Source organism: Pontibacter harenae (genome assembly GCF_020907245.1).
GTDB lineage: Bacteria > Bacteroidota > Bacteroidia > Cytophagales > Hymenobacteraceae > Pontibacter > Pontibacter harenae.
Genome location: NZ_JAJJWH010000042.1, coordinates 1 through 14,844, shown reverse-complemented (window position 1 = coordinate 14,844; position 14,844 = coordinate 1). Strand labels below are relative to the sequence as shown.

Sequence of the window (14,844 nt, the reverse complement as noted above, 5' to 3'; positions counted from 1 at the left end):
TTCAAAGCAGCATTCCTAGCCAACTTATGCGCTACATTGTTCTTCTAATAATATAGAAACTTAAACTTATGCAGCTACTCTTTCGGATAAGGTAAAATCGTTTTTGCAGCACTGCAGATTCTCTATTATTTCCTTACTAACTCCTGCTTCTGAATGTGTCTGCTCCAGCTTTCCCCAACATGTAAATATTCTCCAGGTCTGCTTTCTTCCAAATTCTTCCTTTTCTTCAGCAGTCATATCACGCTGAAAGAATAGATTAAGCTGTAGGTCGAACTCCTGCGTAGGCACTTGTATGTATAACGAGGTACAGTTAAATACTTCAACTACTTCTGCAGGACTATACCCACTGGTAGGTTTGTAGTAATAGCTTACTTTAGGCACTCTAATGTCACTCATGTAGGGTTATCAAACTTAACTTAGATGGCACATGTAGCTCCCTACCAACTTCTGTAGCTTATAGAAAAGTGCACTGGCAAAACGAAGCCTATCTTATAGCTCAAAATATCTCCTTATTGGTAGTAGCAAGTTTTGCTATATACTTATAAACATATATTAAGTTTCATTCGGTAAAAACCTTTTTAGAGAATCCCGCTGAATATGCTTTGATGTAGTTATGTTGTAAATACTTTCTACTTCTCTGGCACTTATCTTCTCAAACATAGGTTAAGAGCATGTACCTTAACTGCATATTATTTCTTATTTTTGCAGAAGATTAATTAAATAGTATTTAAAAACTGATAATTATGGCAATGTATCCTGAATATATGGTTGCTCCAATACGCGAGGACTTAACCTCTGCGGGTTTTGAGCAACTGATGAGTGCTGAAGAAGTAGAACAAGCACTAAAGGCAGAAGGAACTGTTTTGGTAGCCGTTAACTCGGTGTGCGGCTGTGCAGCAGCAAAAGCGCGTCCTGCTCTTAAAATGGCAGTGGCAGCTACTGATAAGAAGCCTGCCAAGCTTGTTACTGTTTTTGCAGGCATGGAACAAGACGCTGTAGCAAAAGCTCGTGAGCACATGCTACCTTACCCTCCGTCTTCTCCTTCTATTGCTTTGTTCAAAGATGGTGAACTTGTACATATGATTGAGCGTCACCACATAGAAGGCAATGAGTTACATCGTATCGTGGACAATTTGAAAGGTGCTTTTGAATCGTATTGCTAACGATATTTATTCTATCTAAAAAAGAAGGCCTGCAACTGAAAAGTTGCAGGCCTTCTTTTTTAGATGTAGCTGATAGCACTACTTTACCTCCAGGCGCTTCAAATCGAAGCCTATGTCATGACGGTAGTAACGGTCTTGCCACTTAATAGCTTCAGCAGCACTGTTAGCTTTAGCTAGTGCCTCATCCATTGTATCACCTAGTGCCGTTACCGTTATCACACGGCCTCCGTTGTTTACTAATTTATCATCCACCAGTTTTGTACCAGCATGAAATACCAGCACATCCTGCGGTACGTTTTCTATACCTGTTATTTCTTTTCCTTTCTCAAACCCTTCAGGATATCCGCCTGAAACCAGGAAAACCGTTGCTGCAGTACGCGGATCTACTTCTAGCTTAAAGCTACCAAGGCTTCCATCGTGCAAAGCGCGGAACATCTCAAACAAATCTGACTTTATACGTGGCAGTATAGCCTCTGTTTCTGGATCACCTAAACGCACGTTGTACTCAATTACATAAGGCTCTCCGTTTATACTCATCAGGCCGATAAACAGGAAACCAGTATAAGGGATTTTTTCGGCCTGTAGGCCCTGCAACGTCGGCAAGATAACACGGTCCTTTACCTTCTGCATAAATACTTCATCGACAAAAGGAACTGGCGATATAGCTCCCATGCCACCTGTATTCAAGCCTGAGTCGCCTTCGCCAATGCGTTTGTAATCTTTTGCCTCTGGTAGCAGCACATAGTCTTTGCCATCTGTTAGGATAAACACTGACACTTCGATACCACTAAGGTACTCCTCTATTACTACTTTGCTACTGGCATTGCCAAAGCGCTTGTTTCGCAACAGGTCTTCAAGCGCATAAAGTGCTTCGTCTAAGTTCTGTGCTATAATCACTCCTTTGCCAGCAGCCAAACCATCGGCCTTTATAACAACAGGGTAAGTATGGTTTTTAAGATACTCAACCGCATCTCGGTAGTTGGCCTCAGTGAACGCTCTATAGCGGGCCGTAGGTATGTTGTACTTCTTTAGAAATGATTTACAGAAGTCTTTGCTGCCTTCTAACAATGCACCTGCCTTTGTAGGGCCTACTACCAGAATGTGTTTTAGGTACTCTGAGCGCAAAAAGTAATCATGTATACCCTCTACCAACGTGTTCTCAGGACCGACAACTATCATCATGATATCGAAGTCGGTGACAAACTTTGCTAGTTCATCAAAATCGTTAATATCAATACAGGCAGTTGTTCCAAACTCGCAGGTTCCAGCGTTGCCAGGTGCTACAAATATTTTATCACAGTATTCACTTTGGCGTAGCTTCCAGGCAAGAGCATGTTCACGGGCTCCTGACCCTATCACAAGAACGTTCATATTCTAAATGTTTAAGGCTGATAATTTTATGTTTAGCAGTAATTTACACTGCGCTTAACTGTTGCAAAGTTAAGAATTTATACTGGCTGTTGCTTGCTTTAAGCTACAAAGCTATTGTCTATAAACAAAAGCGGCTGGTGTTTATTTACCAGCCGCTTTTATTAGGCAAAGCACCCCAACTGCTTTAATTCGCGTACTCCGACAAGAACTTAATGCGCATCAGGCGCAGGTCTTCTTCGGTGTAGTCGTCGGAGCCAAGCTCTTTTAGTGCCACCGCAATATTGTCGGTGCTGGCACTCATAAAGTAGTCATAAACTTCTTCCTGGCGCTCTTCATCTAATACATTATTTATGTAGTAATTCAGGTTCAGCTTTGTGCCAGAATAGCAGATATGCTCAATCTCCTCTATCAACTCCTGCATTGTCAGGTCTTTAGAGGCCGCTATTTCCTCTAGGTCTACCTTCTTATCAATCTGCTGAATGATGTAAATCTTTATTTTCGACTTGTTTACAGTTGTTTTAACCACTACATCGGCAGCTGTAACAATATCGTTCTCTTCTACATACTTGCTGATCAGGTCCAGGAACGGCTTACCGAACTTCTGCACCTTACCCATACCAACGCCTGCAATATGTGCCAGGTCTTCTTTGGTAGTAGGGTACACAGTGGCCATCTCTTTTATAGATGGATCTTGGAAGAGCACATACGGAGGCAGATTCTTTTCCTTTGCAAGCTTTTTGCGCAGGTTCTTCAGCATGTCGAATAACACCTCGTCGTGACCTGCCGCAGCCTGGTTTTCCTCTTTTTCCTCGTCCTGCTTTACCTCCTGTTCAAAGTCATGGTCTTTGGTAAGCTGTATCGGGCTTGGGTTCTGAATAAAGTCTCTACCTTTCTGCGTAAGCTTAACAACGCCGAAGTTCTCTATATCTTTCTCCAGGAACTCTGAAAGCAGAATTTGGCGTAGAACGGAGCTCCAAAACTGTGCATCGTTTCCTTTGCCAGCACCAAAAACTTCCAATTTATCGTGATCGTAGCTTGTTGTGTATTGGTTTCTTAAGCCAGTTAGTACTGCCGTAATATGATCAACTCCGAATCGTTCCCCAGTTTGTTGTACAGCCTTTAGCGCTAGCTGTGCTTCTTCCATCGCTTCAAAGCGCTCTTTCGGATGCAGGCAGTTGTCGCAGAAGCCACAGTCTTTTTCGTAAGTCTCACCAAAATAATGCAGTAACTGCTTACGGCGGCAAACAGCAGAATCGGCATAGGCAGCCATCTCCTGCAGCAGCAGCTTAGAATTATCGCGCTCTGTTACTGGCTTATCTTTATTAAACTTCTCTAGCTTAACAATATCATCATAGCTATAGAACATAAGGCAATTACCTTCCATACCATCACGGCCAGCACGGCCCGTTTCCTGGTAGTAACCTTCTATAGACTTAGGAGTGTCGTAGTGAATAACAAAACGAACATCAGGCTTATCTATACCCATACCAAAGGCAATGGTAGCCACAATCACGTCTGCATCCTCGTTCAAGAAAGCATCCTGATTGTTCATACGCACACTTGAATCCAAGCCAGCGTGGTATGGTAGCGCCTTTACGTCGTTTACACGAAGCAACTCGGCAATTTCTTCTACCTTCTTTCGGCTCAGGCAATATATAATACCGCTCTTGCCTTTATTTTTCTTAACGTACTGTATTACCTGCTTCTTTGTGTTGTGCTTCGGGCGTACTTCATAGTATAGGTTAGTACGGTTAAACGAAGACTTAAACACAGAAGCTTCATCCATCTGCAGGTTGCGCTGTATATCTAACTGTACTTTTGGAGTAGCAGTAGCTGTAAGTGCAATTATAGGTAAATTTCCTATTTGGTCGATAATACCACGGATGCGACGGTATTCTGGGCGAAAGTCATGTCCCCACTCCGAAATACAGTGTGCCTCGTCTATGGCGACAAATGATATATTAGAATTACGCAGAAACTCGACCGTTTCCTCTTTTGTCAGTGATTCTGGCGCTACGTATAATAATTTTACCTCCCCTGCAAGTGTCTCTTTCTTTACTCTATTTATCTCTGATTTAGATAATGTAGAGTTTAAAAAGTGAGCATTAACGCCAAAAGCGTTCAGCTGGTCCACCTGGTTTTTCATTAAAGCTATCAACGGCGATATAACGATAGCTGTACCTGGCAAAGAAAGTGCGGGCAACTGGTAACACAACGATTTGCCAGCGCCTGTAGGCATAATCACAAAAGTATTCTTCCCGTTGATAATGTTTTGTATTATCAACTCCTGATTACCTCTAAATTGATTATACCCAAAAACTTCCTTTAATTTGTTTTTGAGATTGATCTCTGTAAGTGACATGTAATTCTTTACAAAATAATTCTTTACTGCAGCGTACTCTTTCCAGACTACCTTTATACAAATTTAACTTGAATCTTCAGAATAACATCATTCAGACCGCAAAAAATGTCTTGCGCCTAGAAGCTGAGGCAATCGCTAAAGTAGCGGATTTAATCGACGAACGCTTCAAAAATTGCGTCGAAGCCATCCTTCAGATAAAAGGCCGTGTAGTAGTAACAGGCATAGGTAAAAGTGCTAATATCGCTACCAAAATTGTTGCTACGCTGAACTCTACAGGAACCCCTGCCCTATTTATGCATGCCGCCGATGCAATTCATGGCGATTTGGGTATGATACAACCAGAAGATTTTGTAATATGCATATCTAAGAGTGGGAACACTCCAGAAATAAAAGTCCTTGTTCCGTTGCTGAAACGAAAGGGAGCTAAACTGGCGGCTATGGTTTGTACTCCAGACTCTTATCTAGGTCAAAACTCTGATTTTATACTTAATGCTTATGTGGAGCGGGAAGCATGTCCGCATAACTTAGCGCCAACTACCAGTACAACAGTTGCACTTGCTCTAGGTGATGCCTTGGCGGTAAGCTTGCTAGAGGCAAGAGGCTTTAGTAGCGAAGACTTTGCAGTGCTGCATCCAGGAGGAGCTTTAGGCAAACGCCTGTACTTGAAAGTAGATGATATCTATGGCAAGAACCAGGCTCCTGTCGTTACGGAAACTGCTTCCCTGAAAGAAATTATCATCGAGATATCTTCTAAAATGCTGGGAGCCACCGCTGTAGTACAAAATAATACAAAGATAATAACAGGAGTTATAACCGACGGCGATCTCCGACGTATGCTGAACAATTTCGATTCTATCGCTGATATTCAAGCAAAAGACATCATGACAGCCTCTCCCATTACCATAGAAGCCGATCAATATGCTGCAGAGGCTATGGCTATTATGCAAAATAAAAGTATCACCCAACTTATTGTAACTAAATCTGGTAACTTCGAGGGCTTTATTCACCTACACGATTTGCTCAGAGAAGGCATAGTATAAATATATGGACAAAAACACTTACGTTGTTATTATGGCAGGCGGCATCGGAAGCCGATTCTGGCCATTCAGCCGAACAAACTACCCAAAGCAATTTCATGATGTGCTAGGTACAGGTGAAAGCATGCTTCAGATGACTATGAGTCGTTTCAAAGACATCTGTCCGCCTGAAAACGTTTTCATAGTTACGAACAAAGACTATGCTGACTTAGTAAAGCAGCAGTTGCCTGAACTTACCGACAACCAGATTTTGCTGGAGCCCATCGGCCGTAACACAGCACCCTGTATAGCATACGCTTCCTACAAAATTGCCCAAATCAACCCTGATGCAAACTTGGTAGTAACGCCTTCAGACCATGTCGTGCTGAAGCAGGAGGCTTTTAACCAGGTAGTAAAAGAAGGCTTAACTGCCGCCGCACAGAACGATGTACTTATTACGCTTGGGATCAAGCCTAGCAGACCTGACACAGGATATGGCTATATTCAGTACATAGATGATTCCTCACAAGCTATAAAAAAGGTTAAAACTTTTACTGAAAAGCCGAACCTCGAACTTGCCCAGATGTTTCTGGATAGCGGAGACTTTGTATGGAATTCTGGTATCTTTATCTGGAGCGCTCAGAGCATTATCAAAGCTTTTAGGCAGCATCTATCAGAAATATCAGAAATATTTGAAGACAGTTCGGCTGTTTATAACAAACCAGAAGAACTACAGTTTATCTCACAAGCCTATACCCAATGCCGTAATGTATCTATAGATTATGGTATTATGGAGAAAGTAGATAACGTGTATGTAGTATTAAGTGATATAGGTTGGTCTGATTTGGGCACCTGGAACTCGTTATACACTATCGGAGAGAAAGAGGAAAACGGAAATGTGATAGATGGAGATGCAATGCTTTATGATACGAAGAACTGTATTATAAAAACCCCGAAATCTCGTCTGGTAGTTGTGCAAGGACTGGAAGACTATATTGTAGCCGAATACGACAACGTATTGATGATTTGCCAGAAAAGCGAAGAGCAAAAGGTGAAGGAATTTATGGCCGATGCTAAATCAAAAAAAGGAGTAGATTATATTTAGCATAAGACAAAGAGTTTTAGATAAAACAGAAGGGGGAAACACTGCAGTGCTTCCCCTTCTGTTTTATCTCTATTCCAACTTTCCTAAAAAAGGCCTTAGCTCTGAAATAAGAAAGGCGCTTTAGGCTTTTGCTTCTTTCAAGCGCTGGCTCATGGCTTCATACAGTACAATACCTGTAGCTACCGACACGTTCAAGGAACCAATTTGGCCTATCAACGGAATTCGTAACCTAGCATCGGCACGTTTTAAATATTCTGGCGATATACCATCTTCCTCACTGCCCATGATGATTGCTGTTGGGCCAACAAAATCTACAGTTGTTTCCGTAAGCCGCTCCTCCGTTTTCTCGGTACAGGCAATTATCTGTATGCCAAAGTCCCTCAGGTAGTCAAGGGTGTTTTTCAAATTCGGTTCACGGCACACTGGTACTATGTGCAGGGCTCCTGCAGATGTTTTTATAGCATCAGCATTGATTTGTGCACCACCTTTACTTGGTATCACGATGGCATCTACACCTAGGCACTCTGCATTTCGGGCAATAGAACCGAAATTACGCACATCCGTGATGCGGTCTAAGATAAGAAGAAGCGGGTTCTTGCCTTTCTCAAACAAAGCAGTCACAATCTCGTCTAGCGGAGAATAAGTAATAGCAGAAATAAATGCTACTGCTCCCTGGTGGTTTTTACGTGTAAGGTTATTTAGCTTCTCAATCGGAACTGTGGCAACTGGCACATCGGCTTTTTTAGCCAGTTCCAGAATCTCGTCTGTCGTAGGATTTCGTGCGCCCTTCTGCAGAAATATCTTTTCTAGCACTTTGCCTGCCAGCATTGCCTCTACAATAGGTCTGGAGCCGAAAATCATCTCCATTTTATCTTCTTTGGGTACTCTTGGGCTGCCATAGCGGCTGCCTACATGTCTGTTATTCCTGCTCTCCATTTTGCTACAGTGCTGTACCAGTTTTCCTTGTAATTAGGATTCCGTACCAGCTCATAATGATTCTCTGTAAAGGTATTCTCTTTTTTGTTAAAAACGAACTTAACGTATGGCTGTGTGGGAGACTCCCGATAGGTCCATACCTCAGACCCTCTGGTGCTGGTAACTCTGCTTGGCTTGCCATAAATAATGTAGATCATGCCTCTATCGGTTGCCCAGCCTTCTTTGTGCGAAGTGTAGAGTCTGTTTGCTGTTTCTACTCTGCCGTAGTATTGCCTGATCAGGTTCCGTGCATTTATTTCATCGTTGCCAGCTACCTTAAGCCAAAAATTGTCAAGCGCCAGCTTGGCATCTGGAGCATTCAAAAGTGCTTCCCGCTCGTTGGATGTTGTAATGTATACAAGTGGATATATTAGTTCCTGAGCCATAGTAACCTGAGGATAGCTTCCGTCTTGAACCAATATGCCTTTAGAGCCACTTGCATTTGGCTCCACCAGATAGATACCTTTCCGTGGAAACGACAGTGTGTCGCCATCGGCATAATAAAACCTTTCTGCTATTTGTATGGTTTTAGGAGCTGGTTCTGGCCTTACTGCCATAGGAGGTGCAGCTGGTGCAAAGGCTGCATCTAACAAACTTACCTCAAGCGTATCTGTCTCTCCTGCTTTGGTTACTATTAAGCTCTCGTTCAGGTTAAGGTAGTTTCTGAAAAGTGGCCTACCCGTTTTGCTACTTCTAAAGAGGTAGCTTTTTTCTAACATCTGGGCAGATAGGGGCAGCGCAAAGTAAGTTCCAAGCTTTAAGCCATCATTCGACTCTTGCCAGAGGCGCATGTGCAAGTAGTTCGGCTGTGCTATTAAATGCCCAGGCACTTGCACACTATAATACGCATGGCCGTTTGCCTCAACATTAAGCTGACTGATATAAGGCACAGAATCATACATTAGCGCTGGGTCCTGCTCCGTACTACCCTGCCTTATGCTGTACTCCAGTAGCTTTGCTGTAGCTGCCAAATCTAGTACCTGCTGCAAGTCTTCAAACTTAAAATACAGATACAGACTATCGTTAGCAGCATAAAACTCATGCTGCATCGCCAGCTCTGGCCTTACTGTATTTGCACTGCTTACATTTTGGGAAATAACAGGAGGCGGGGACGTTGCGCAAGAGGAGACCAGCAATAGAAGCACTATTACAGCTAATTCGGGAAGTACAAATAATCTCCTCATAAACGCCCTACGTATTACCTGTTGTTCTTAATATATAAAGCCTGGCTACAATTCTGCAACCAGGCTTTATTACTGTTTAACTCCGTATTTTGTTTAACGACGCATACGCTGCACGTATTGCATCAGGTTCTCTTGTATTTGCATAGCACGATCTTCTAAGCCTATTTGCTGCGCTGCTTCCATACATTGTTGCAGCGTATAAAAGTTTGCCTGCACTTCACTATTGAACAAAGAGCCTTTTGCCATATAGTAGTCAAGCTCGCTAAAGGAGTTTTCCACAATTTGTTCCAGTAGTTGCTTGGATCTCTCCTCTTCCCCAACCTGTGCATACAAGGTAATAAACTGGGGCGTAAAGTAATCGTATGGCACTGTAGATGGAGGCAACTGTTTAAAGCTATAGTTAATCAACTCTTTTGCACGCTCTATCTGTCCATCCTCGATATAAGCTGCAGCAAGCCTGCCAAATTTTTCTCTGGCATTGGCAGCAAAACGAAAGTAGTTTTCATCGTGGTATACATCTGGATTATCAAAGTTGCGGAAGCGCATCTTGTTCATCAGCACATCATACATCTTCTCCTTGTTCACGAAGCCTCCCTGCCCACTTGCATCAGAAGTTTTAACAGGCACAATTCTGTTTGCAAGCCCCTCTAGCTGAAAATAATCAGAAAGACCGATGTAATCTGAGCTTACCACAGTACTTGAAAAATAAACAGGACGATCCCAGTTGTTAGTTGCAAGAAGATCTAAAAGTACAAGATGCTTTTTCTCTATCAACGATTTATTGATCGTCCACTGCATTCTGCTCGTTATCTGGTCCTGCTTTTCGTCTGCTACAAAACCTAGACGTTTCACTTTCTCTGTATCTACATCTAAGAAGAAGTTCTTTGTAGGGAAGGTCAGTAATGTAGTACCAGCCCCATACTGCGCCTGTAACGCTGGATGGTTTTCCTGCACCAGATTAATGAATTGCTTCAGATCTATACCTGCAGCTACCTGCTGACGCTCTACAAACGGTAGGTAATCGTTTTTACCTTGCCTGTAGTTATCTTCCTCAATGGTAAGCGGCCATGGTGCTGATTCATAAGACCTGCGCATCATCTGCTCTATGTACCAATCGGTGTTCAGGTAACTTAGCACTGCCACCCGCACGTCTGTACGATAGCCTTCTACTTCCTGCACATACCACAACGGGAATGTGTCGTTATCACCGTTTGTCAACAAAATGGCATTTGGCTCGCAGGAATCTAACAGATTTTTCGCTGACTCTACAGAGTGGTAGCGTTGAGAACGATCATGGTCATCCCAACCTTCGGCAGCCATGATTATTGGCACCGATAAGCAAAGAACAGTAGCTATACCACCGCGCAGCACATCGTTCTGCAACACCTTTCGCAATAGTTCAGCAAGCCCCAGCACACCTAGCCCTATCCAGATACTAAAGGCATAGTAGGAACCTGCAAAAGTATAGTCTCTTTCTCTTGGCTCTACTGGTGGCTGGTTGAGGTATAAGGCAATGGCAATACCCGTAAAGAAGAAAAGAAGACCTATAATAAAAGCGTCTCGCTCATTTTTACGCACCTGGTAAATCAGCCCAAGTATACCAACTAAAAGCGGCAGCAGGTAAAAGCAGTTGCGGGCAGCGTTGTTCGCTATACGGGCAGGAAGGCCATTCTCATCTTTCCCAAACCATAACACGCCAGCGTTCTGCACATCGCTCTCTTTCCCAGCAAAATTCCATAGGAAGTAGCGCCAGTACATGTGCCCAAGTTGGTAGCGCATTAAAAAGCTAAGGTTTTGACCAAAGCTTGGCTTTTGCCCCTCCCGCAGGTCTACCCATTTTTTATACTCCTCAATATGTTGCGGGTTATCGCTGTAGATACGCGGCAGGAGCGTTTTGTCTTTGCTATCGTAGATGGCTTTTCCTCCTTTGGGAGTAGGTATGTATTTATCTTTACCTTTTATGTAGCGCGGCGCACCTTCTTCCTGACCTGTTGGCTGTGCATTGTACTGCGGACCATACAAAAGCGGTCTATCGCCATACTGCTCGCGCTTCAGGTAAGCTACAAAGCTAACAATGTCATCTGGGTCGTTCTCATCAATTGTAGGGTCGTAAGTAGAACGAATAGGTATGATCATATAGGATGAGTATCCTATCAGCACAAATATAAAGCAAAGTATAACTGTGTTGAGCACCCGAATTTGATGCTTAATAGAATAGCGGATACCGTAAATAATGGCTCCTAATAGAATTAGAGCAAAGAAGATAATACCCAAGCCGAAAGGTAACCCTAGTTCGTTTACAAAGAAGACTTCTATATTACCAGCCACAGTAGGCAAGCCTGGAATAATACCCCACAATATAGCAACTACCACTACGACACTAATCAGGAAAGCAATGATGCCGCCTTTTAGGTTTGGCTTGTATAACCTGAAGTAGTAGATAAAAGCGAGTGCAGGTATGGTTACTAAGTTTAGCAAGTGCGCGCCAATCGAAAGGCCTACCAAATAAGCAATCAGAACAAGCCACTTATCAGAATAGGCTACACCTACCTTAGCCTCCCAGCGCAACATAGCCCAGAACACAATAGCTGTAAAGAACGAGGACATGGCATAAACTTCGGCCTCGACAGCCGAGAACCAGGCTGAATCGGAGAAAGTGTAGGCTAAAGCACCGACAATACCACTACCCATAATCAGTAAAAGCCTGCCACTTGTAATTACCTCGCCTTCTCTTACCAGTAGCCTTCGTGCCAGTATCGTAATTGTCCAGAACAGAAATAGCACTGTAAAGGAGCTACATAATGCTGATAAAAGGTTTACCCACCAGGCCACCTGGCTTGGGTCTGATGCCAGCATAGAAAACATGCGTCCAACAAGAAGGTAGAAAGGGGCGCCTGGCGGATGTGGTACTAAGAGTTTATAAGAGCAGGCTATAAATTCGCCAGCATCCCAAAAGCTGGCTACAGGTTCTAGAGTTAATACATAGACTGTTGTCGCAATAAAAAACACGACCCAGCCTACCAGGTTGTTTATCCTTCGATAATCCGTCATAGCTAAGTTAAATTCAGCCTCGAAAATAATAAATATTGCTTAGCTGTAGCTTACTTTTAATAAGTTTATACAAAAAAAGCTGGCCTATCAGACCAGCTTCCTTTACCAAACGACTAATTTTCTAATTTATTTTTGAAGCACAAGACGCTTTGTTTCCACGGTCTTGTCGTTTACCAGCAAACTATAGAAATACACTCCCGCTGGGTACGTTGTCATGTCTAACTCTACATGCGCAACATCAGCAGACTCTATGCTAGGCAAAGCTACTGTTCTGATTACCTTACCGATTGTATTGGTAATTCTGATCTTGTAGTTCTCTCCGTTTGTTTGCGACAATGTAAGCCTTGTAATACCGCGCGAAGGGTTTGGATAAGCGTTTATAGAAGGCAAATCCTTGATAAGGCCATTACCGCCAGGAACTGGGGCATACGCCATTAGCATAGCAGAAGCAAACACCGTTTTGTTTGTGTTGTGCAGCTCTACAGCATGAAAAGATGGACTAACGGCAGCAGAATATATTTTTGAGCACGTATGCTCATTTTCTCTGTTTACAAATTTCACCTTTGCATTTTGCGCTGACAAAACCAGTCCGCCACGGTTTCCTTCAACAAGTTTCCAAACGGTATTTCCGCCTTTATATGTAGGGCTCACTCCTTCACTCGCTTCCTTTACGACCACCAAACTGTTTGCTTTTACTGCAAACCCCAGCAGGTGTGAAGCTGTAAGTGTGACTACCAATATCGCTTTTGTAAAATTCTTCATATAAGCATGTTACAGTTATAAACCATACGTATGACTTTAAGCACCAAATATAGCTCAATTATTTTAAAATAATAAATAATAAATATTAAATCCTAGATATTAGAAAGAAACAGAATGCTTAATTAAGCATTCTGAATATACTAAAAAACTTCTTAAAACAACATATAGCAAAAACTATGCCTATAACCACGCTAAAAACTACATCACCTAAGTGTTATATTCTACACAAAGTATACACCTTTATGCTAGACTTATTCAGCCATAATTTATACTTGGCACAAACTAACAACGCCTCTATTTAACAAATCGCTAAATGATAGAAGTCGTGGTTTTTAAACAAACCGTTATCACATCACATAGTAATTATTTTCGGCAGGTTTTATTTTCTCAGGAATATTTACGTCCTCTATCATCTGCTTCAGGTTAATTTCAATTGTACTGGCTATGGCTGTAACTGGAGTGTCAGTTGGCTTATTTTCAAATGGGTCCTGCAAATGAATGGCCATTTTCTCGATCAGGAAGAAAGCAGAAGAAATGGCAATTACCATCAGCACTTCAAAAAAACCAAATATTTCGAGTAGGGCAAAAGGCAACAGCATGACAAAAAAGAACAGCGAAAAATGAGTGTAAAGGGTATAGGTAACAGGGAAAACAGTATTTTTTATGCGCTCACATTTACCCATAGAATCCGTTAACCGTGTCAGGGTACCGTCTACCTCCACCTGCTGAAATTTGTTCATCCAACCCTCATTCAAGGCATATCTTAGGTCCCGAGCATGCAACTCCAGCAGCGCATTTGGTATATTATCATGCTTAGAAATGAAAGCAAGCTCTTCATCTGATAAGTACTTTCTTATTTTATCAATGTCCATTCTATTTCGGAGCGACATGCCTAAACTATAGCACCAGGCAATTTGCCTGTTAGTAAATCGCTCAATCAACACCCTCACCTCTTCTGTGGCATATGGAGCCTCTGTAAAGCAAAGCATTTGCCTGATAAGTGTGCGGGAATCGTTTACGACAGCTCCCCATACAATTCTTGCTTCCCACCACCTATCGTAAGCTTGGTTAGACTTAAACGCCAGTAGTAGCGAAAGCACAGTACCAAGTACCATAGGCACACTTAGCGGAATAGAAATATTTATAAAATGAAACACCTTATCTTCTATGGCAATCAGGGAAGCATAAACCGTAACAAAAAAGATCTCAAACTTGATCTTGCCAAATGTATATTTAATAGGGATATTGGTTTTCAACAACATAAATAATTTTATTAATTTGGCTTAATTAACCTTTGAGTAAATAACTGCACCTTACTTCAAAAAAAGTTAAGACACCTGTGTAGTAATAGCTGTGCCGCTAAAGCAAAACATTTTACCCAGCTTCAGGCCATGGAATATACATTTCTTTTTAGAAGTAACCACCAGGCTCACATCAAATTCATCGATAAAAGAAACAATACCGCTTGTAACATCTTGATCAAGGATAATGTGAACAGAATAGCTAAATTTTGCAACACTTTAAATGCATATAATTAACCAGCCCATGCCTCAGCTTATCAGCAGCATATACTTGTTTAAACACAAATAAGAAGGTAAGATGGTAACCGTTTCCCTATAGCAGGTTCAACTGCATTCTATCTGGCAGCGAGTTATGTTTATCCTTCCCCCAAAGCACAGATGGGGGAAATATTACAAATAAAACAAGATAAAGTTAACCAGAGATTAATATGACATTAGAATGAGATTAAAATTAACATGCTCGCTTAAAAACGCAATAGCCAACCTTTTACTGGTTATAAAAATCCTGAAAAACTAAGAGGCTGTTTTGAATTCATTTAGCTAATTCTTTAAGC

Annotated in this window: 11 protein-coding genes; 3 read left to right on the top strand and 8 right to left on the bottom strand. The window is 42.1% G+C overall.

Going from position 1 to position 14,844, the window contains the following annotated elements; genetic code table 11:
• Positions 1-66: 66 nt before the first annotated feature.
• Positions 67-396, bottom strand: a complete 330-nt coding sequence (locus LN893_RS16635) for a hypothetical protein (RefSeq protein WP_229972051.1) — start codon at positions 394-396, stop codon at positions 67-69.
• 353 nt (positions 397-749) lie between these two features.
• Between LN893_RS16635 and LN893_RS16630 the strand changes: the two genes are divergently transcribed.
• Positions 750-1,163: a BrxA/BrxB family bacilliredoxin gene (locus LN893_RS16630; RefSeq protein ID WP_304621776.1), complete on the top strand. Its 414-nt coding sequence runs from the start codon at positions 750-752 to the stop codon at positions 1,161-1,163.
• Positions 1,164-1,241: 78 nt separating this feature from the next.
• On the opposite strand, the gene purD is transcribed toward LN893_RS16630, so the two are convergent.
• Together purD and recQ are read right to left on the bottom strand one after the other, a co-directional pair.
• A complete protein-coding gene (gene purD, locus LN893_RS16625) occupies positions 1,242-2,534 on the bottom strand; it encodes a phosphoribosylamine--glycine ligase (RefSeq protein ID WP_229972049.1) in 1,293 nt (430 codons plus the stop codon).
• Between the two features lie 184 nt (positions 2,535-2,718).
• Positions 2,719-4,896 carry a DNA helicase RecQ gene (gene recQ / locus LN893_RS16620; RefSeq protein WP_229972048.1) on the bottom strand — a complete coding sequence of 726 codons (2,178 nt, stop codon included), beginning with the start codon at positions 4,894-4,896 and terminating at the stop codon, positions 2,719-2,721.
• 68 nt (positions 4,897-4,964) lie between these two features.
• Between recQ and LN893_RS16615 the strand changes: the two genes are divergently transcribed.
• Entirely contained in the window at positions 4,965-5,936 is a 972-nt protein-coding gene (locus LN893_RS16615; RefSeq protein WP_229972047.1) for a KpsF/GutQ family sugar-phosphate isomerase, read from the top strand.
• 4 nt (positions 5,937-5,940) lie between these two features.
• Entirely contained in the window at positions 5,941-7,017 is a 1,077-nt protein-coding gene (locus LN893_RS16610) for a mannose-1-phosphate guanylyltransferase (protein WP_229972046.1), read from the top strand.
• A 120-nt stretch (positions 7,018-7,137) separates the two neighbouring features.
• Here LN893_RS16610 and rlmB read toward each other — a convergent pair whose 3' ends face one another.
• From rlmB to LN893_RS16585, 5 genes are all read right to left on the bottom strand, one after another.
• Positions 7,138-7,953: a 23S rRNA (guanosine(2251)-2'-O)-methyltransferase RlmB gene (gene rlmB, locus LN893_RS16605; RefSeq protein WP_229972045.1), complete on the bottom strand. Its 816-nt coding sequence runs from the start codon at positions 7,951-7,953 to the stop codon at positions 7,138-7,140.
• Positions 7,926-9,176, bottom strand: coding sequence for a GWxTD domain-containing protein (locus LN893_RS16600; protein WP_229972043.1), 1,251 nt, complete (start codon positions 9,174-9,176; stop codon positions 7,926-7,928). The genes rlmB and LN893_RS16600 overlap by 28 nt, the downstream gene beginning before the upstream one ends.
• A 93-nt stretch (positions 9,177-9,269) precedes the next feature.
• On the bottom strand, positions 9,270-12,227 hold the full coding sequence (locus LN893_RS16595; RefSeq protein WP_229972042.1) for a glycosyltransferase family 117 protein: 2,958 nt from the start codon (positions 12,225-12,227) through the stop codon (positions 9,270-9,272).
• Positions 12,228-12,353: 126 nt separating this feature from the next.
• The gene (locus tag LN893_RS16590) at positions 12,354-12,989 is read right to left on the bottom strand and encodes a T9SS type A sorting domain-containing protein (RefSeq protein ID WP_229972040.1); all 636 of its coding nucleotides are present in this window, start codon (positions 12,987-12,989) and stop codon (positions 12,354-12,356) included.
• Between the two features lie 347 nt (positions 12,990-13,336).
• Positions 13,337-14,251 (bottom strand): bestrophin family protein, encoded by a 915-nt coding sequence (locus LN893_RS16585; protein ID WP_229972038.1) that lies wholly within the window; start codon positions 14,249-14,251, stop codon positions 13,337-13,339.
• Positions 14,252-14,844: the final 593 nt, after the last annotated feature.

Excerpts from the sequence above, each read along its gene's own strand:
- LN893_RS16610 (WP_229972046.1), top strand. The coding sequence starts at position 5,941 with ATGGACAAAAACACTTACGTTGTTATTATGGCAGGCGGCATCGGAAGC.
- LN893_RS16630 (WP_304621776.1), top strand. The coding sequence starts at position 750 with ATGTATCCTGAATATATGGTTGCTCCAATACGCGAGGACTTAACCTCT.
- LN893_RS16635 (WP_229972051.1), bottom strand. The coding sequence starts at position 396 with ATGAGTGACATTAGAGTGCCTAAAGTAAGCTATTACTACAAACCTACC.
- LN893_RS16595 (WP_229972042.1), bottom strand. The coding sequence starts at position 12,227 with ATGACGGATTATCGAAGGATAAACAACCTGGTAGGCTGGGTCGTGTTT.
- recQ (WP_229972048.1), bottom strand. The coding sequence starts at position 4,896 with ATGTCACTTACAGAGATCAATCTCAAAAACAAATTAAAGGAAGTTTTT.
- LN893_RS16590 (WP_229972040.1), bottom strand. The coding sequence starts at position 12,989 with ATGAAGAATTTTACAAAAGCGATATTGGTAGTCACACTTACAGCTTCA.
- purD (WP_229972049.1), bottom strand. The coding sequence starts at position 2,534 with ATGAACGTTCTTGTGATAGGGTCAGGAGCCCGTGAACATGCTCTTGCC.
- rlmB (WP_229972045.1), bottom strand. The coding sequence starts at position 7,953 with ATGGAGAGCAGGAATAACAGACATGTAGGCAGCCGCTATGGCAGCCCA.
- LN893_RS16600 (WP_229972043.1), bottom strand. The coding sequence starts at position 9,176 with ATGAGGAGATTATTTGTACTTCCCGAATTAGCTGTAATAGTGCTTCTA.
- LN893_RS16585 (WP_229972038.1), bottom strand. The coding sequence starts at position 14,251 with ATGTTGTTGAAAACCAATATCCCTATTAAATATACATTTGGCAAGATC.